The organism is Flavobacterium movens (assembly GCF_039581425.1).
In the GTDB taxonomy this organism is placed as follows: domain Bacteria; phylum Bacteroidota; class Bacteroidia; order Flavobacteriales; family Flavobacteriaceae; genus Flavobacterium; species Flavobacterium luteolum.
Genome location: NZ_JBCPXY010000006.1, coordinates 324,355 through 344,641, shown reverse-complemented (window position 1 = coordinate 344,641; position 20,287 = coordinate 324,355). Strand labels below are relative to the sequence as shown.

11 protein-coding genes are annotated in these 20,287 nt (G+C 35.0%); 6 read left to right on the top strand and 5 right to left on the bottom strand.

Annotated features, from left to right (window positions below; genetic code table 11):
* Positions 1-351 precede the first annotated feature (351 nt).
* The 6 genes from AAYQ05_RS13385 to AAYQ05_RS13360 all read left to right on the top strand — a co-directional run bounded on the left by AAYQ05_RS13385 (position 352) and on the right by AAYQ05_RS13360 (position 10,092).
* A complete protein-coding gene (locus tag AAYQ05_RS13385; protein WP_343543985.1) occupies positions 352-1,842 on the top strand; it encodes an ankyrin repeat domain-containing protein in 1,491 nt (496 codons plus the stop codon).
* 116 nt (positions 1,843-1,958) lie between these two features.
* A complete protein-coding gene (locus tag AAYQ05_RS13380) occupies positions 1,959-2,441 on the top strand; it encodes a DUF2271 domain-containing protein (protein WP_343543984.1) in 483 nt (160 codons plus the stop codon).
* A gap of 131 nt (positions 2,442-2,572) precedes the next feature.
* Positions 2,573-4,756 carry a PepSY domain-containing protein gene (locus tag AAYQ05_RS13375; protein WP_343543983.1) on the top strand — a complete coding sequence of 728 codons (2,184 nt, stop codon included), beginning with the start codon at positions 2,573-2,575 and terminating at the stop codon, positions 4,754-4,756.
* A gap of 120 nt (positions 4,757-4,876) precedes the next feature.
* Positions 4,877-5,869 carry an FAD:protein FMN transferase gene (locus AAYQ05_RS13370; RefSeq protein WP_343543982.1) on the top strand — a complete coding sequence of 331 codons (993 nt, stop codon included), beginning with the start codon at positions 4,877-4,879 and terminating at the stop codon, positions 5,867-5,869.
* 454 nt (positions 5,870-6,323) lie between these two features.
* Positions 6,324-8,723, top strand: coding sequence for a TonB-dependent receptor (locus AAYQ05_RS13365; protein ID WP_343543981.1), 2,400 nt, complete (start codon positions 6,324-6,326; stop codon positions 8,721-8,723).
* A gap of 37 nt (positions 8,724-8,760) precedes the next feature.
* Positions 8,761-10,092: a DUF4374 domain-containing protein gene (locus AAYQ05_RS13360; RefSeq protein ID WP_343543980.1), complete on the top strand. Its 1,332-nt coding sequence runs from the start codon at positions 8,761-8,763 to the stop codon at positions 10,090-10,092.
* Positions 10,093-10,370: 278 nt separating this feature from the next.
* On the opposite strand, the gene AAYQ05_RS13355 is transcribed toward AAYQ05_RS13360, so the two are convergent.
* From AAYQ05_RS13355 to AAYQ05_RS13335, 5 genes are all read right to left on the bottom strand, one after another.
* Positions 10,371-11,321: a M20/M25/M40 family metallo-hydrolase gene (locus tag AAYQ05_RS13355; RefSeq protein WP_343543979.1), complete on the bottom strand. Its 951-nt coding sequence runs from the start codon at positions 11,319-11,321 to the stop codon at positions 10,371-10,373.
* Positions 11,322-11,473: 152 nt separating this feature from the next.
* Complete coding sequence (locus AAYQ05_RS13350; protein ID WP_343543978.1) at positions 11,474-12,520, bottom strand: sialidase family protein; 1,047 nt, start codon at positions 12,518-12,520, stop codon at positions 11,474-11,476.
* A gap of 144 nt (positions 12,521-12,664) precedes the next feature.
* Positions 12,665-14,254, bottom strand: a complete 1,590-nt coding sequence (locus AAYQ05_RS13345; RefSeq protein ID WP_343543977.1) for a SusD/RagB family nutrient-binding outer membrane lipoprotein — start codon at positions 14,252-14,254, stop codon at positions 12,665-12,667.
* A 16-nt stretch (positions 14,255-14,270) separates the two neighbouring features.
* Positions 14,271-17,357 carry a SusC/RagA family TonB-linked outer membrane protein gene (locus AAYQ05_RS13340; protein WP_343543976.1) on the bottom strand — a complete coding sequence of 1,029 codons (3,087 nt, stop codon included), beginning with the start codon at positions 17,355-17,357 and terminating at the stop codon, positions 14,271-14,273.
* Between the two features lie 262 nt (positions 17,358-17,619).
* Positions 17,620-20,280, bottom strand: coding sequence for a glycoside hydrolase family 3 protein (locus AAYQ05_RS13335; protein ID WP_343543975.1), 2,661 nt, complete (start codon positions 20,278-20,280; stop codon positions 17,620-17,622).
* Positions 20,281-20,287 lie beyond the last annotated feature (7 nt).

Below are 20,287 nucleotides of genomic sequence, written 5' to 3'. Positions count from 1 at the left end.
ACGAAATAAGGCTGAAGAATCTACTAAAATCTCATTTCCAAAAGTAGTTACATCAAAAAAGAGGAAAAAACGATAATCCCTTCTTAAAAAGAGCACTTTTTTCTCTAAGAAAAGACGCTTTTATTTATGGTTCAAAAACGAACCAGATTAAAACAAAATTAAAATTTACTTAAGCAATCCTTAATTTTTAGAAAAACTAAAGCCGAAATGCCTTTTTACAGCAAATTATTCTTGCTTTAAGAATATTAATTTTTACATTTGCTTTTATTTTTATTTATTCTAAATAGATTAAAAATATTTCCGAAAATTAAATCAATCTTGAACAATTCTATAACCATAAATTATCGAAATATGAAAAAGAACCTTTTTGTTTCTTTTGCATTTGCTGCTACTTTATTTGTAAGTGCCCAACAAAAAAACTCTCTGCTAGATGCCGCTTTCTGGAAAACTTCACCAACTGTAGAAACGGTTCAATCAGAAATCTCTAAAGGAAATAATCCAGCTGAAGCTAATGCCAATGCATTTGACGTTACTACTTTCGCTATTAATAATGATGCGCCTTTTGCAACTATCAAATTTTTGGTAGAACAGCCTGGAAATTCAGTTACAAAATTAACTCACGATAATCGTATCTATCTGCACTGGGCAGCTTATAGAGGAAATACAGAATTAGTACAATATTTAATTTCTAAAGGTTCTGATGTAAATTATGAAGACAGCCACGGAACTGCTCCTGCAGATTTTGCTGCTTCAAACGGACAGTCAGCTCCAGCAATGTACGATGCTTTCTTTAAAGCAGGTCTTAATCCAACAAAAAAATATGCTAATGGGGCAAACCTTTTACTTTTAGCTATTGCTTCTGATAAAGATTTAAAAGCTGCCGAATATTTTTCGACTAAAGGAATGTCTTTAAAAGATGTGGATAATGATGGAAATACTGCTTTTACATATGCAGCAAGATCAGGAAATATTCCGCTTTTAAAGAAACTTCTAGAAAAAGGAATTAAACCAACAGATGATGCACTTTTATTTGCCGCACAAGGAAGCAGAAGAGAGGCAAATACTCTTGAAACTTACAAATATTTGGTTGAAGAAGTAAAAATTAAAGCAACTGTTCAAAACAAAGCGGGACAAAATGTATTGCATTTCTTGGCAGGAAAACCAAATCAGACAGAAATTATTCAATATTTCTTAGCAAAAGGTGTTGATGTTAATAAAGCAGATAAAGAAGGAAATACACCATTAATGGCTGCAGCTGCGGCAAGAGATGCAGCGGCTTTGGAACTTTTTCTTCCAAAAGCTAGAAACGTAAACGCACAAAATCTAAAAGGAGAATCTGCTTTGACATTTGCTGTAAAAAATGGAACTCCAGAAGCTGTAAATTTACTTTTAGCAAAAGGTGCCGATGTGAATGTGAAAGATAAAGACGGAAACAATTTAGGTGTTTATTTGGTACAATCTTATCGTCCAGCAGGAAGAGAGAAAGCGGCAACAGATCCTTTTGATGCAAAAGCAAAATTACTTCAGGAAAAAGGTTTAAACCTTGCAGCTCCTCAAAAAGATGGAAACACTTTATATCATTTAGCGATCACTAAAAATGATGTTTCTCTTCTTAAAAAAATTACTGATTTAAAAGTAGACATCAACGCTAAAAACAAAGACGGTTTAACAGCTTTACACAGAGCGGCAATGACTTCTAAAGATGATGCCATCTTGAAATATCTAGTTTCAGCTGGTGCTAAAAAAGACATCAGCACAGAATTTGACGAAACTGCTTATGCTTTAGCAAAAGAAAATGAACTGCTTACAAAAAATAATATCTCAGTTGAGTTTTTAAAATAACTTTCAATAATGTATGAGTTTTGAGTTATGAATTATGAGTGGAAAATCTAAACTATAATTCAAAACGCAAAATTCATAACTCAAAAATTATAATTCATAATTCATAACTTAATTTCATGAAATCAATATTAAAAATTGCTCTTACAAGCGCTTTTATCTTTTTAGTTTCTTTCCAATCTCAGGCACAATCGAGCAAGTATAAAATCATGCTTCAAATGAACAACTATATGGGAGAAGGTGCTTATATCGTTGTTTCTCTTGTTAATTCGGCTGGTGAGTATGAAAAAACGCTTTATGTAATGGGCGATGATAAAAAATGGTACAAATCATTAAAAGAATGGAACAAGTTCCATACTCAGAAAAATGATGATATCAGTGCTAAAACAGGAGCTTCTGTAACTGGTGGAGACCGCAGTGTAACTACAATCGAAATCGAAAATTCTAAAATCAATAAAGGATATAAACTTCGTTTTGAGTCGGCTGTTGAAGATCAGAAATATTATGTGAGCGATCTTGAAATTCCGCTTACAACAGAAGCTATGGCCGATAAAACAGACGGTAAAGGTTACATCAAATATGTAAGGTTAAACAAAATATAATCTTAAGCACATTATTTTTTAACATTATAATGAGTACAAATTTTATTTTTGTGCTTAGAATTAAAATCTGAGCTTTGTCATTGTTTTAAACTTTGACAAAGCTTTAAACGTTTTATAATAGAATACACTCAATGACTCTTTCTTTCTGGCGTTACGCACACTTGGCTTTGGCCTTGTTTTCTTCTATTTTTTTGCTTTTAGCTTCGGTAACCGGAATTATTCTGGCAGTCGATGCGGTTCAGGAAAAAACACTTCCGTACAAAGCTGAAAATTTTAATGAAATAACTTTAGGCGAAACTCTTCCTGTTCTAAAGAAAGCGTACCCAGAAATTACCGAATTAAGTGTCGATTACAATCAGTTTGTAACGCTTCAGGCTATTGATGCGGATGGAAATGATGTTAAGGCATACATTGATCCAAAAACAGGAAAAGCATTAGGAACTCCTGCAAAAAAATCCGAATTCATAAATTGGATTACAAGTTTTCACCGTTCGCTATTTCTTCACGAAGCAGGACGTTTTTTTGTGGGCGTCATTTCTTTTTGTTTGTTATTAATTGCCATTTCTGGCTTTGTGCTGGTTCTAAAAAGACAGCGTGGCATACGAAATTTCTTTTCTAAAATAATCAAAGAATATTTTGCTCAATATTACCATGTTCTTTTAGGAAGATTAGCTCTTATTCCTATTTTGATTATTGCACTTACAGGGACCTATTTATCGCTCGAAAGATTCAACTTTTTTATGGGTGAAGAAAAAGCAAAACCTCTAAAAATAGCACTTTCAGAAAACGCCAAAACAGCTTCGGTTTTCAATACCACTTTATTGTCTGAAGTAAAAAAAATCGAATTCCCTTTTACAGATGATCCCGAAGAATATTATATCATTGAAACAAAAGACCGCGAGATTGAAGTCAATCAGGTTACAGGTGCTATAATTTCTGAAAAACTTTCTCCAATGACGGCGCAATTTGCCGCATTAAGTCTAGATCTTCATACGGGAAGAATTAACGGAATCTGGGCTGTAATCTTAGCAATTGCGTGTATCAATATTCTATTCTTTATTTATTCTGGTTTTGCGATTACTTTGAAAAGAAGATCTAGCCGAATTAGGAATAAATTTAAAGCAAGCGAAAGTACTTTTATCTTTTTAATAGGTTCCGAAAACGGAAGCACTTTCCGATTTGCCAATGCGATTCAGAAGCAATTAATTGAGAATGGACAAAAAGTCTTTGTAAGCGAACTGAATAAATTTACTTCTTATCCAAAGGCTGAACATATTGTTGTTTTCACATCAACTCATGGTTTGGGAGATGCACCTTCTAACGGAACTCAATTTAAATCATTAATAGAAAAACAAAATCAAGATCAGAACATTAATTTCTCTGTGGTTGGTTTTGGTTCTAAATCTTATCCTGACTTTTGCCAATTTGCAATTGAAATAGATCAGCTTTTAGGAAAACAAAAGTGGGCAGATCGTTATTTAGATTTGAAAACTGTCAATGATAAATCAGCTGTTGAATTTGTAGAATGGGTGAAATTATGGAGCGAAAAAACGGGAATTCCGCTAGCAACAACTCCATCGCTATATAATCATATTCCAAAAGGTTTACAGAAATTAATGGTTTTAGACAAAACTCCAATTTCTGATACCGAACATACTTTCATTCTGACTTTAAGAGCAAGTGCAAGAGTTAAATTCAGTTCTGGCGATTTATTGGCAATTTATCCTGCCAACGATTCTAGAGAACGCCTCTACTCTATTGGGAATCATTCTGGAAATATTCAATTGGTTGTAAAATTGCATCCAAACGGATTAGGTTCTGGTTTCTTAAATTCGTTGGAACCAGGAAATGTCATAAAAGCGCAAATTGTAAAAAATCCTGCTTTTCATCTTCCGAAAAAAGCTCCAAAAGTAGCTTTTATTTCTAACGGAACAGGAATTGCTCCTTTCTTAGGAATGATCGAACAGAATAAAGCAAAACAAGAACTTCATTTGTACAGCGGATTCAGAATGGAAACACCAACATTAATGGCGTATAAAAAGTTCGCAGGCATAATGATTCAAAAAGAACATCTGGATAATTTTCATGTGGCGCTATCTCGTGAAGCAGAGCATATTTATGTTATGGATTTGATTAAAAGAGATTCTATTTTCTTTGTGAATTTATTAAACAAAGGCGGTGTTATTATGATTTGTGGTTCACTTGCCATGCAGAAAGATGTTGAAGCTATTTTGAGTGAAATGTGTTTGGCAAAAGGATTAAAAACGCTTTCTGAATATAAAGCCAACAAACAATTTTTGACGGATTGTTATTAGAGTAATTTTAGATTTTAGATTTTAGATTGTTGATTTCTAATTTTCAACTTTTGACTTTTGACTTTCGACTTTTGACTTTCGACTTTTGACTTTCGACTTTTGACTTTTTAATACATTTTCATGCATAAATTATTATCATATAAAATTTCATTGTTTTTTGTAATTATTTGCTGTGTATCTACACATTCTCAAGTATTACGAAAAAGAACGACGCTTTTGATGGGCGGACGTTTTGATATTTCTATTGTAGACAAAGATTCTCTTTCGGCAGAAAAAAATATAGATGAAGTTATTGCCGAAATTACACGAATTGAATATTTAATATCCGATTGGAAACCCACTTCTCAAGTTTCTGAAGTCAATCAGAATGCTGGAATAAAACCTGTAAAAGTGGACCGTGAAGTTTTTGAATTGACTAAAAGAGCCATCAAACTTTCTGAAATTACAAATGGCGGTTTTGATATTAGCTTTGCGGCAATGGACAGAATCTGGAAATTTGACGGCTCAATGACGGAAATGCCTTCGGCGGAAGCCATAAAAAAATCGGTAGAAAAAGTCGGCTATAAAAACATTATTCTAGACAGCACAGAATCGACTATTTTCTTAAAATTAAAAGGAATGAAAATTGGATTCGGCGCTTTAGGTGAAGGTTATGCAACCGACAAATGCCGTGCGATGATGATTGCAAAAGACGTTCAGGCCGGAATTATAAATGGTTCTGGAGATATGAGCACTTGGGGAAAACAACCTAATGGAAAAGATTGGAAAATCGGAATCACAAATCCGTTTAAACCAGAAAAGATTTTGGCAGCTGTTCCTTTAATAGACGGTGCTGTAACAACTTCGGGCAGTTACGAAAAATTTGTAGTTTTTAATGGAAAACGTTATTCACATATTATAAATCCTGCAACGGGTTATCCTGCCACTGGTTTGTGCAGTGTAACAGTCTTTGGTCCAAACGCTGAAACCGCTAACGGATTAAGTACTTCTATGATGGTTTTAGGTCAGAAAGAAGGTTTGCTTTTATTGCAAAAATTCCCAGATTACAGTTGTGTGATGATTACGGATAAAGGGAAAATTATTAAGTCTAAGAACTTCTCTTATAAGTTATGAGTTATGAGTTTTGAGTTGACTTCAGCTTTAGCTGGAGGTATAAATTTATCTACATAAGAAGGCTTTAGCCAAACTTATTTTGGCTAAAGCCTTTTTCATTTCCTTTCAAAATAACCTCCAGCTAAAGCTAGAGGCAACTCATAAATAAGCTTTGAGGCCTTGCTCCCGATAACTATCGGGATTGCGAGATTATTTCATTTGCATTACTAATAAAAACACTTTACGAAAACCCTTCTTCCGAAACTTCGGGATTGCTCACGAAGACAACCGAATTATCAATTATTAATTATCAATTGGAAACTCATAATTCATAACTCTTAATTCATAACTCCAAAAGACAACATTAAAATAACATTAGAATACTTCTCCAAATTCTAATAATCTTCTAATTGCTTTATTTAGATTAAATTTAAATTATCATATAAGTTTGCAGTCCTATAAATAGTAAACTTACATGAGAATTCTTTACGCTCTCTTTTTTATGATGACTTTTTCTGGGTGGTCTCAAACCGGAAAAATTACAGGAAAAGTCTATTTTGCCAATAATGAAACCGCTTTTGGAGCATCAGTTCAAATAACGGGAACTAAAAAATTTGTTGTCGTTGACAATGATGGTCAATTTGAAATAAAAGGCTTGGCTTACGGAAGTTACGATTTGGAAATTTCTTCAATGGAAGCAAAACCAAAAAAAGTAAACATATCCGTAAATCGTCCATCACATCAAATCAATATCGCATTAGAAAAAATAACAGATCCGAAAGCGCTTAAAGAAGTCAAAATTGAAAAGAAAACATTCAAAAAAGACATTATAGAAAAAGGATTTGCGGTAAATGTCATTGAAACGCAAGAAGCTGCAAAAAGAAATCTGCAAACCAACGATTTATTAGACCGTTCTGGCGGAGTAAGAATCAGACAAAATGGAGGTTTGGGTTCTGCTGTAACGTACAACATCAACGGAATGTCTGGAAATGCGATTCGAATTTTTATTGACGGAGTTCCTATTCAGACTTACGGCGCTTCTTTCAGTTTAAATAGTATTCCACCTGCATTAATTGAAAGAATTGAGGTTTTCAAAGGAGTTGTTCCCGCTTATTTAGCCGATGATTCACTTGGAGGCGCAATCAATGTGGTTTTAAAGAAAGGAGCAAAAAACAGTCTAAATGCTTCTGTTTCTTACGGATCATTCAATACCGTACAATCGAATGTGAATGCTTCTTACCGAGATAAAAACGGATTTACAGTAAAAGCAAATGCATTTCAGAATTACTCGGATAATGATTATGAAGTTTGGGGAAAATGGGTTTACAATATTGCTCCAAACGGACGTTACGAATACATTCGTGCGAAGAGATTTGAGAGTATGTACCGTTCTTTTGGGGGACGATTAGAAGCTGGTTTTACCAATGTCGATTGGGCAGATAATCTACTTATCAGCTACAATGGTTCGCAAGATTTTAATCAGATTCAGCACGGGCAATACATGACTAAACCTTATAAAGGACGTTTTAGTGAATCGGCTGCCAATGTATTTAGCTTGAATTATAGCAAAAAAGACTTCCTAATTAAAAACCTTGATTTTTCTCTTATTTCGGTTTACAGTCACAGAAACGATGTGATCAACGATACCGTAAAATGGAACTACAACTGGAATGGTGAAAAAGCGTTGGGTCTCTATGGCCAGCCTATTTTAACCAATACTGGAGCACAACAAGGCGCGCCAACCATCAATCATATGAGATCGGATATTTTTAATACTCGTGCAGGTTTAAGTTATACGATTACTGAAAATCACAAGGTTTTAGTGAATGTTATGACTTATATTCTTGATCGAAATGATTATGATGAAATGCAGCCAGAAATTACTAGAAACTTTATAATTACTAGAGATTTAGCTAAAACCATTTCTTCATTTGCTTATGAAATGACGGCGTTTCAATCTCGATTGAGAGCGAATCTTTTTGTAAAAAATTATAATCTGAAAAATGAACAGAGAGATCCTCAGGTTGTAACTCAAAACGGCCAAAATGTAGTAAAAGAAGTCATTACCTCTAAAAAAACCAATTATACCGGGTACGGAATGGCCACTTCCTACTCTATTCTGCCAAAAGTTATGGTTATGGCTTCTGCTGAAAAAGCAATCAGACTTCCTTCTGAAAATGAAATATTTGGTAATCCTGGAGAAAACATCATCAGCAATTCTGGTCTAAAACCTGAACAGAGCAATAATTTTAATGCCGGTTTGCGTTTTGGTCCATACGAAATTAATCATCACAAATTTACCGTTTCAGGAAACGCTTTCTGGAGAAATACCGAAGATAAAATTGTACGTCAGATTAGTGATCGTGTAAACGAAGCGATTCAAGCTTCACCTTTCGTAAACTTAGGAAAAGCGCAATCTGTAGGTTTTGAAGCTTCTTTTCAATACTCTTTCAACAATCGTTTTTTTGCGGGTATGAATCTTTCAAAATTCAATTCGCTGTTTAAAGATAAATATGATAAAAACGGAAACATTCTTCCGAACTATAATAAACAGCTTCCAAATGAGCCTTTCTTTAATTTAAATGGAAATCTTCAATACAATTTTAGAAATGTAATTCAGAGCAAATCAGAGCTTAATTTATATTACTACTGCGGTTATGTTGCGCCATTTTATACTTCATGGTTAGAAACCGACAGAACTACAGCACAATTTCCGCAAGATTTAGGTTTGAGTTATGTTTTTCCGAACAAGCAGATCACAGTTAGTTTTGATGCAAGAAATGTTTTTGACGAACAGGTTTATGACAATTTCGCAGCCCAAAAGCCAGGAAGAGCCTTTTATGTAAAACTCAACTATACCTTAAATAAATTTTAATCATTCAATAAATAACTAATTTTTAAATGCAATAAAAATGAAAAAAAACACATTTAAATTATTTACATCTAGCTTGCTAATTGGTGCATTTGCATTGACAACGGCTTGCAGCAGCGACGATAACAAAAATACTGAACCTGTAAACCCAGAAACAGACGGACGCTGGATTACAGTAGCTGGTGCAGTAATGCAGACAGATCCAGGAGATGGAAATGGTGGCACAAAAGTGTACGCTATTAGTAAAGCGAATGCTATAGATCCTAATTTTTCTGTAAATGTTTACGATCAAGGTGTACCGGTTCAATCTAGCAGAACGGCACGTTTACAATCTTCTGTCGACGGAACCACGCTTTTCAACATCACGTATACTGGTGCAAATGGTGGAGAATTTATGACGTACAAAGTAAACGGAGGAAACAATTTTGCACAATCTGATGCTAAAGTAAATATCTCTCAATATGCGGGTACTTCTCCAAGATGGGTAAAACTTTTTGATGGAGATAAAACAGGTATTGCAGTAAACATTGCTACTCCAATTGTTAGTGTAAACGAAGACAAATCATATAAAAATACAAGAGGAAAAGCGACTGTTTTGTCTCTAGACATGAAACAAACTTTAATCTCTGCTTACAAACAATATGACATTCCGTTAACTGCTGAAGAAGAAGCACAAGGACACCACATTTTCCGTTTGGATGCTCCAACTTTAAACAAAGCGGGCAACAAATTGATCATTGGAACTTGGATGCGTAAAACAGACATAACTAACCCAAAAGAAAACGAAAGTTCATTTACTCGTTTAGGTTCAAAATCTGTTGTGGTTGATTATCCTTCTTTAGAAAATCCAGTGGTAATTACTTCAAAAGTTGCTTTTGGTGATACTAGCGGATACAGAAGTTTTAACAGTTTTGTGGCTACTGACGGAAACATTTATCAGGCAACACAAAGAGATACTCAAAAAGGCTCTTATATTTTAAAAATCAATCAGAACAATCAATACGATGACAATTATGTCTTTAGTTTAGATACTGCTTTAGGAGTAAAAGGAAGCTATATTGATGCGTGGAGATATGTAGGAAACGGAATTGCTTATGCAGTTTATACTTTTGAAGGTACGAATCAAGGATATGTAGCAAGACTTGATTTGAATGCTAGAACAGCACAAAAAGTTGAAGGTATTGATTATGATGCTGACTTAGATTTTGGACAATACCAAGGTTTTGTTGTTGATGGAAACAGCTTCTACATTGCTGTTACTCCAGTTGGAAAAGACGGTAACATTTATGTAATTGATATTCCTTCTGGAAAAGTTACTAAAGGTGCCAAATTATTGAACAAACCTGGAAACCACTATATTGGTGTATTCTAAAAATATACGGCTGTGAAAACGGTCTGTGAAAAATTCATCACTTGAGTTTTTTTTTAATCGAACATTCCGCTTCTATTTATAGTAAGCGGAATGTTTTTTTTATGATTAGAATTTTGAAGCAATCAATTAGATTTTAAATAAAAGACGGCGTCTATACCACTTAATAGACACCGTCTTTTCTAACAAACAAAAACTAATTAACTTAACTCATTTTGTAAAATTGAACAGGCATTAATTTCACTAGTCGACTTAATTTATTGTATGGAATAGTGCTTTGTTTAGTTCTGTTTAATGAAAACCAAAGCTTCTTCGTAATTGGCTATTTCTACAAGTGCATTAAAAATATATTTTGAAACTAATGCGCCTCCATCTGAATTAATCAGCTCAATATCATCGTCTGGCGTGTGGTATTGCGGATGTCCGCCTGTATGGAAACCAACGGCCGAAATGGATTCTTTATAAAATGAAACATGATCTGAACCGCCTACATCACCAGCATGAATAACAGGATTTAATCCGCTATTTTCTTGCAGCTTTTTCATTAATTCTACTCCATTTGGAAAAGTTCCTGCGCCTCCCATATAAAGTTCTTTTTTATCGTTCAATCTTCCGACCATATCCATATTAAGCATTACTTTAACTGCTTCTTTTGGAACTGGAAGATGATTGACAAAATACTTTGAACCGAGTAATCCTTCTTCTTCTCCGCTAAACGAAATAAAGATGATGCTTCGTTTAGGGTTTACTTTTTGTTTTGAAATTTCTTCTAAGATGCAAAGCAAAGCCGAAACTCCAGACGCATTATCATCTGCTCCATTATGAATGGCAAAAGCTTCTTTCTTTTTACTTCCAGAACCTTGTCCGCCCCAACCCCAGTGATCGTAATGCGCACCGATTACGATGTATTCTCTTTTCAAATTAGGATCAGAACCTTCAATGTAGCCCACAACGTTTTGCGTTGCCATACTATCCGATTTCATTTTATTGATTCCTTCTTTGACAAACACTTTGAAAGGCTGATAATAACTATCATTGAATTGCTGTAAACCATATTTCTTAAAATATTTTTTGATATACGCAGCCGCATCATTATTTCCTTTAGTTCCCACAAAACGCCCTTCCAATTTATCTGATGAAAGATATTTGTCATGTTTGTAAAAGGTCTTAGCCATTTGTGCATTCACGAAAGTGTAGCAAAAGAAAAGAATTGCAATAGAGAGTTTTTTCATAATTTGTTGTCTATAGAATGGAACGCGGATGACACGGATTTGCTTTGCAAAGACGCGGATGAACACAGATATTTTACAAAAAATGGAATGAAAAAATCCGTAAAAATCAGCGTTTTCACGAAGTGAATCCGTTTTATCAGCGTACTATTATCTTATAAATCAAAAGAGGTATGTTTAATATATTTTCGATCATAAGTATACAAAACGTGTATTCTTTTATCTGTAGTTTGAATTATGGCTGGATAACTAAATTCTCCTTTTTCCTGTTTTTCAAGATCGAATAATTTCGTCCATTTTAAACCATCTTTAGAATATTCAACATCTAGAATATTTCGTCCGTTAAACCAGTCTTTTCCAATTGGAAGCGGATTATTTACCAGTAAAAACAGATTTTTATTGATTGTTAAGGCATCAATTCCAGAATTTGAATTAATGACATTTATGGTGTTGGTTCTAATCCAGCTTTTACCATTATCTCCAGACCAGCTCGAAACCACTTTATTGTGTTTGCTTCGAGACAGCATCTGAATATCACTCTTGCTATGAATTAAAAATGTTGGCTGAATAATATCAAAGTTCTGATTGTTTTCTACCGCTATTTTCTTCCAAGAATCTGTAGCTTCTGTATATTCTTCAACATGCACACGCCATTCATCGGTACTTACACTTTCTGTACTGCTTCCGCATAAAATTACGCCTTGAGTCGTTTCGATTGGTTTATTTCGAATTGGACCTAAAATTCCATCTGGAAGATACTTTGGTTCTCCCCATGTTGTTCCGTTATCTTTTGAAACCATCATAGCGCCAAACCATTCTCTCGGATTTTTTCCAATTTTATAAAACAAATATAAGTTCTGGCTTTTGCTTTTAAACAAAACCGGATTCCAACATGGCAGTGTATCACCGTTTTTAATCAATGGCTGAATCAATTCTTTTGGCGCAGACCATTTTTTGTCTTTGTAAGCCGAAATATAAATTCCGACATCTTTTGCACCTTCATATTTTCCGCCAAACCAAGCAGCTAAAATTTCGTTTGGCTTGTATTCAACCAACGTTGAGGCGTGACTGTTTGTAGTAACAGGCGGATCGGCAATATAACTGCTTTCGATATTTACTGCTTTTATCTGTGCTTTTATTTCATTCGAAAAAAGAAATAAAGCCAATAGCGCTGCAACAGTATATTTTGTCTTTAAAATCATTTTATTTTGATGAAAATTAATATTGTATGTTATGAATTAAAGTTGGGGCAGAAATTCACTTACTTATCTATAAAAACAAAAGGAGAGTTACCTCTCCTTCTGCTCAAGTAACAAATCGATCGATCTATTACTTTACCAAATTAATTATTTTGTGTCCCACCAAAGTCTTGTTCCACCAGAGTCTGGACCTCCTAATTTAGAAACTCCATCTTCTACAGCCGCTTTGTTTGATGAGTACTCGTTTGTAGTGTAAATAATTCTTTTCATCAAAGATTTTCCAACTCCAGCATCTGGATTATCAGTATTTAAAACTGGATAGATTACTTTAGCATCGCTTCTTCTTAAATCTGCCCAAGCTTCCCAAGATTCTGGGAAAATTGCTAAGTATTTCTGAACTGCAATCTGCGTTCTTTGGTCAGCAGTAGATGCAGACCATGCCACTGGCAATTTAACTGGAATATCTTGTAAATCTAAAGTTGGATATACGGTCAGAATGTTTGGCAATGTTGGCAATGATGTTCCTGCAATGTAAGCGTTAACGTCAGCTACTTCTGTAATTCCCCATTGCGCAAGCGATAATCTAATACCTGTTTCATACAAAGTTTTAGCATCTGCTCCCATATTCCATCCATTTAAAGCTCCTTCTGCTCTACTTAAATAGTTTTCAGAAGCCATGAAGATTTCAATGTTTTTAGTTTCACTAAGTGTATTATTAGGACCATTTCCTAAAACATTATTGTTGAATTTAGAGAATTCAGTAGTTCCGAATTGATCTTCTAAACCTCCAACTGGATTTCCTCTATACACTCCTGAAGCAATTGGTGCAAACCATTTAGCTAAACGTGGATCGTTGTAACCAACTAATATACTTTCCATAGAAGATGTCATTACATAACCCCAGCTGTTTACAATCATATTTAAATTGTTTGGCGTAATGTTACTTGCTTTAAAGAATGCACTTTGATCGTTTGTTTGCATTACTCCGGCAGCAACGGCAGCTTCAGCCTGAGTTTTTGCATTTGCAGGATCTTTATCAGAAATTCTTAAGGCTAAACGCAATCTCATACTGTTTCCAAAGATTCTCCATTTGTCAACACTTCCTGCATAAACTCTATCATTTGGGGCAAGAGAAGCAACTGAAGTTGCAGAAGTAGAAGTTAATGTTGCATTTGCTTCGTCTAATAATTTAAAGAAATCTGCATAAATAAATTCTACGCTATCGTAAGAAACTTTATCTTTTCCGTTACCAGCTTCAGTATAAGGAATTGGTCCGTAAGCATCAACCATTTGGTTGTACATAAAAACTTTCCAGATTTTAAGAACAGCTGTAGCTTCTGCGTTTCCTTGAGATGCTTTAAAAGCATTTGATAAAGCTGGAGCCGCTACAGTGTAAAATCTTGTCCATCCTCTTCCTTCGTATCCATTTACGAAAGCATTTCTTTCCGTTCCATATCCACAGTTTAAATAGTGGATAAAAGTTGAAGATAAAATACCTGTAGCAATACCCCACGTACCTTGATCATCTATACCACTTGGTGATGAATAAGAACCATTGTGGATACCTGCGTACAATGCAGATGCAAATGCAGGACCTGCCAATGTAGCATCTAACTGATCTTCAGTCAACGAATTAGGATCTTTGTTTATTTCATCAAAATCGCCAGTACAGCTTGATAAAATCGAAACTGCCATTAATGCAACTCCTAATGTTTTTATTTTAAAACTATATTTCATGATATCTCTTTTTTAATTAAAATCCGAATTTAACATTCACTCCATAATCTCTCGTTGATGGAATGTTGAAAGATTCTATACCTTGTAAGTTACCTGTACCTGCGCCCGCTTCTGGATCAAAGTATTTAGCTTTGTTTAAGAAGAAGAATAAATTTCTACCTACTAATGAGAAATCGATGCTTGTAAATCCAGAGTTACCTAATAAACGTTTTGGCATTGAGTAACCAAAAACAAGCTCTCTTAATCTGATGTTTGTAGCATCATAAATAAATGGCTCTGCAATTGGAGTTCTCTGTCCGATAGCTGTCCAGTATTGTTCAGCATTGATGCTTGTTGTGTTTGGAGAGTAAGTTCCGTTTCCGTTAGCTACAACACCATCCACAATAATTCCGCCATTTCTTCCTGCTAAAGTAATATCGCTAACCCCTAAACCAGCTTGTCTAGCTTGAGTGTATGAAATAACTTCACCACCAATTCTAAAGTCAACCAAGAAGCTTAAAGAGAAATCTTTGTATTTAAAGTTGTTTTTGAAACCTGCAGTCCAATCTGGGTTAAAGTTACCTGCACGAACATCAAAACCATTTGTAGCTAATGGAATACCTGCACTATTTACAATGATATTTCCGTTTGGATCTCTTTGGAAACCTTTAATGTATAAATCACCATATTCACCTCCAACAACCACTTTACTTCTCACTAAACGCCCTTCTCCAAGAACTAATTCATCTCTTCCTTCAAAGATAGATTTTACTTTTGACTTATAAGAAGCGTAGTTTGCTGTAATATCCCAAGTAAAGTTTTCTGTCTGAATTGGAGTTGCAGTAAGCGTAAGCTCGATACCTTTATTTTCAATATCTCCACCATTTACGATCGCTCTAGAATATCCAGAAGGTTCTGGTGTATTGATGTAGAAAATTTGATTATTAGTCAAGGTATTGAAATATGTGAAATCTAAGCCTAAACGATTGTTGAAGAATCTAACATCGGCACCAAACTCTGTAGAAGAAGAAATCTCTGGTTTTAAGTTTGGATTTGCTTTTGTGCTTTGTCCGTATAACATACCACCGTTTCCACCAATGTAAGAGAATCTTTGCTGTGTTTGATAAGGATCTGTATCATTACCCACTTGTGCATAAGAAGCTCTTAATTTAGCAAAGCTTATTACTTCAGGTAATGTAACCATATCTGAAATTACAGCAGAAAGTCCGAAAGATGGATAGAAATAATCTTGAGGCAAAGTAGAAGACCAGTCATTTCTAGCTGTTAAGTCTAAGAATAAATAGTTTCTGAAACCAATTTGACCAAATCCGTAAACAGAATTAATTCTTTTTTCTGAAGCTGTAGACGTAGATTGAACCGTTTGAACGTTTGATAACGCGAAGAAGTTTCTTTTACTTAAAACACCGCCAGAATTTAAAGCTGAACTATTTTGCTGTAATGAACTCGCTCCTGCATTAAGACCAACAGAGAAATCTCCGAATTTTTCATTGTAAGAAAGTAAAGCATCAATGTTTAATTCGCTTACTGTTTCATAAGATTCGCTATAAGAACCCATGTTACTGTTGAAAGCCGCAGTTGCATATCTGTTTCTTACGTTTTTGTTTGTCATTTGGTCTAAACCAGCTCTACCTTGTAAGCTTAACGTTTTTGTAAACTCATATTTAAGAGACGCTAAACCAATAAATCTATTTCTTTTATCTGTACGAGCATCATCTCTTAAAGCAGACCAGAATGGGTTTCCTCCAGGAGCTCCAGTTTCGTCAAGGAAATAGTTTACTTGTCTTTGTCCGGCTGCGTCAAAATATTCGAAATCTTTATAATCGTTATAAGCAATACTACGAGGCAATAAATAAGCAGATGTTCCAATAGACTCCTCACCTGTTCTCAATAAGTTATCGATATCTTGAACGATGTAGTTTGTTTTAGCATCTAAAGTTAATTTATCTGTAATCTTGCTTGTCAATCTTAAGTTAAGATTGTGTCTGTCCATTTGGTTTCCGCCCACAATACCTTCAGCACGTGTGTTAGTATAAGAGAAATAACCTTGCGCTTTTTCGTTACCAGCAGTAACTGTCAAAGTGTTTGCCAAATTATAACCTGTTTTGTAGAAATCAATAACGTTGTTTTTCTGTGGAGAATAGCTTTGTGTAGCTGGTCCCGCATAATTTGGATTACGAACCAACTGCCAAGCAGATACCTGACGTCCGTCTAAAGGCGCACCCCAGCTTGAGCTTGAGTTAGAAACATAGTTTCCATTTGTTCCTTGACCGTATTCGTTTTGCAAGTTCATCAAATTATAAGCAGAAGAAGCCATAAAGTTAGACGATAACGAAACCGAAGTTTTTCCAGCTTTACCCGATTTAGTTGTAATTACGATTACACCATTTGATGCTCTGGAACCATAAAGAGCTGCTGCAGATGGACCTTTCAAAACAGTCATCGAAGCAATGTCTTCTGGGTTAATGTTAGAAATACCATCAGGTTGTGTAGTTCCTCCTGTATCAATATCAGGATTTGTATTTGTTGTTCCGTTAGAAATTGGCACACCATCTACTACATAAAGAGGCTGGTTGTTTCCGTTAAGCGATCTGTTACCTCTTAAAGTAATTCTAGAAGAAGAACCAACACCATTTGAAGTAGTAGAGAAGTTAAGACCTGCAACTTTACCAGAAAGTGAGTTGGCAACGTTTAATGATCTTGCTTCAGATAACTCATCTACAGAAACGTTTTGTGCAGAATAGGTAATGGCTTTTTTCTCTCTTTTAATACCAAGAGCGGTAACCACTACTTCTCCTAACTGCTGCGTATCTGGGCCAAGAGTTACATTAATTGTAGATTGCGATCCCACAGCAACTTCTTTTGTAGCAGATCCTACATAAGTAAAAACTAAAACTGCTGATTGATTTGGAACACTAATGCTGTACTTACCATCAAAATCTGTTGAAGCACTTGTTTTAGTTCCTTTAACAATAATATTTGCTCCAGGAATCGGAATCCCGCTTTGAGCATCTGTTATCGTTCCTTTTACTGTTGTCTGCGCTTCTAGGGCTTGAAACCCGAAAAGGCATATGACAAACAGTAATTTTAGTACGTTTTTAATCATATTAGTTGTTTTTTTAGAGTTAATAACATGTTAAACTTAAGAATACATTCTGTTAACAAAATATAATTTCGACAAATGACAATTTTGAAAAGGTGTAGGTAAATCTTAAGCGTTTTATTGAAAGAAAACGTTTTCATTTGTAATCTTACTCTGCCTTAAATTAAAAGACCAAATTCTATTATTGAATAGAATTTGGTCATTTATAATTGTATTCATTTTTTTAAAGTAAAAACGCCGAAAAATCTTCGGCATTTTTGGGTTTTTAGTTCAAAACCTTGAATTTAGTTTTAAGTAAATCGGTCGAATTTCCACCGACCATAACTTCAAAATCACCAGGCTCTACAACGCGCTTCATTTCTCTGTTCCAAAGAGATAGCTCATCTGGTGTAAGTGTAAACTCAACAGTTGTAGTTTCGCCTTTTTTGATATTTAATCTTTTGAATCCTTTTAACGTTTTTTCAGGAGTTGTTGTACTGCTGTAAACATCATTTATATACAATTGAACCACTTCATCTCCATCTCTGTCTCCGACGTTTTTAACATCTACAGAAACTTTTACTTCTCCGTTTGGTTTAATTTCAGTAGTATTCAGTTTTAAATTAGAATATTCAAACTTCGTATAACTTAATCCGTAACCGAATGAATATAACGGATGCTCGCTTTCTGCTACATATTTATGAATCGCAGATGGTTTTTGATTATAATATATTGGTAACTGCCCAACCGATTTTGGAACCGTAATTGGCAGTCTTCCACCTGGATTATAATCTCCAAATAAAACATCAGCAACCGCTCTACCTCCTAATTCACCTGGAAACCATCCTTCTAAAACTGCCGGAATATTTTCAGCAATCCAGTTGGTAGAAAGCGGACGACCGTTTAATAAAACACAAACTACTGGAGTTCCCGTTTTTTGAATCTCTTCAATCAATTGCTGTTGGATTCCAAATAAGTCTAAAGAAGCAACATCTCTGTTTTCTTCTACCAATTCGTTAGATTCCCCTAAAACCACAATCGCAACATCTGCTTTTTTAGCCGCTTCGATTGCTGGCTGTAAGTTTACTTTTTCTAAATTCCAACGGAAATGAGCTCTAGCACCCCAGCCTCCTTCCCACATTTCAATGCGGACTTTGTACTTTTTACCTTTTTCGATATTTTTTGGAGTTGTAACCATACTTGTAGCTCCCTTTGTCCAATTGTCAATTACCAATTGATCATCAATGTACATTCTAATTCCATCATCAGAACTTAAACCTAACCAACCGTCAAGTGCCTGATCTGATTTTAAGAATCCTGTCCATCTGATAGAAAAATCATCCACATTCACACCATCACCAGGTGCCCAAGGCCAGTCAAATTCTAACTGACTGTCGATACGAGTCAATGCAGGAGTTCCTTCTAGATTTCTGTTATTGAAATATTCTCCTTTTAACCCATTTTGAGATTCGTCTGGAGTAAATAAATATTTAGATGGAATAATTTGTCCTTTTACGATTAAAGGAACTCCTTCTTCATAAACTACATTTGCCGTTTTTCCAACCAATTCCTTAACTCCTTCGTAAACTGTCATACCAACACTGTTTTTTGGAGCATAACCTCCCAATCTTGAAGCATTTGCATTTGGTCCGATAACCGCAATATTTTTCAAGTTTTTGCTTAAAGGCAAAATATTGTTTTCATTTTTCAATAAAACCATTGATTTCTGAGCCGCTTCTAAAGCAACAGCTTGATTTTCTTTTGTATGAAAACGCTCTTTAATCAGATTTTTATCTGTGTACGGATTTTCAAATAATCCTAATAAAAATTTCAAACGCAAAACTGCTCCCGCCGCACGGTCAATGTTTTCTATTGTCAATTTTTTTTCATTAACTAATTCAATGACTGTATTTTGCCAGAATTCGTTCGAAAAATCATAAAACTGCATATCAACACCTGCCGAAACCGCTTCTCTAATAGCATCTTTTGGAGAATCAGCCACTTTGTGAGTGGTTTGAATGTATTTAATAGCTCCTAAATCTGAAACTACAAGGCCTTTAAAACCCCATTCTTTTCTTAAAACATCTGTCAATAACCAGTGATTGGCTGCACAAGGAATTCCATCTAACTCTGAATACGCGCACATTGTTCCTAACGCACCGCCTTTTCTAAATGCTTTTTCAAAAGATGGTAAGTGGTCTTCTCTTGCAGAACGTTCTCCAACCAAAATTGGTGAAGAATTTCCTCCTGCCTGTGGAATACCGTGAACTGCAAAGTGTTTTGGCTCTGCAATAATAGAACGATCCGATTTTAAATCATCTCCCTGCATTCCTTTAATAAAAGCCAAACCAATTTCGCTATTCAGGAAAGCATCTTCACCAAAAGTTTCAGCAACACGTCCCCATCTTGGCTCGCGTCCTAAATCTAAGTTGGGTCCAAAACCAAAATGAACTCCATGAGCTCTGGCTTCCATACCAATTACTTTACCCACTTTATCCATTGTAGCCACATCCCAAGTTGCACCGAGACCAATATTCATTGGGAAAGCAGTACTTCCTTCGTCTAAATATCCGTGAAGCATTTCACACATAATCAAAGCTGGAATTCCCCAACGGTTTCCTTTAATTACATTCGTCTGCAAATCATTGATCATTTTCGCCGAACGCGGATACAAATCATGAATTGCTCCAATTCCTAATTTCCCGATTTTTTCTGCCGATTTAGATTTAGCAAAATCTTCTTTCTCTTTAAAAAAATCTCCTCTGTACATATCCATCTGACGCACTTTTTCTTCAAGCGTCATGCGGCTTAGCAAATCTTGAACTCTTTCTTCTACTGGTAACTTTGCATCCTGATACGGATACTTTTTCTGGGCGTGGATCTGGTTTAAAAAACCAACAGCCATTACAAAAATAATGGCCGTTTTTCTCATTCTTAATTGTAACATAGTTGTG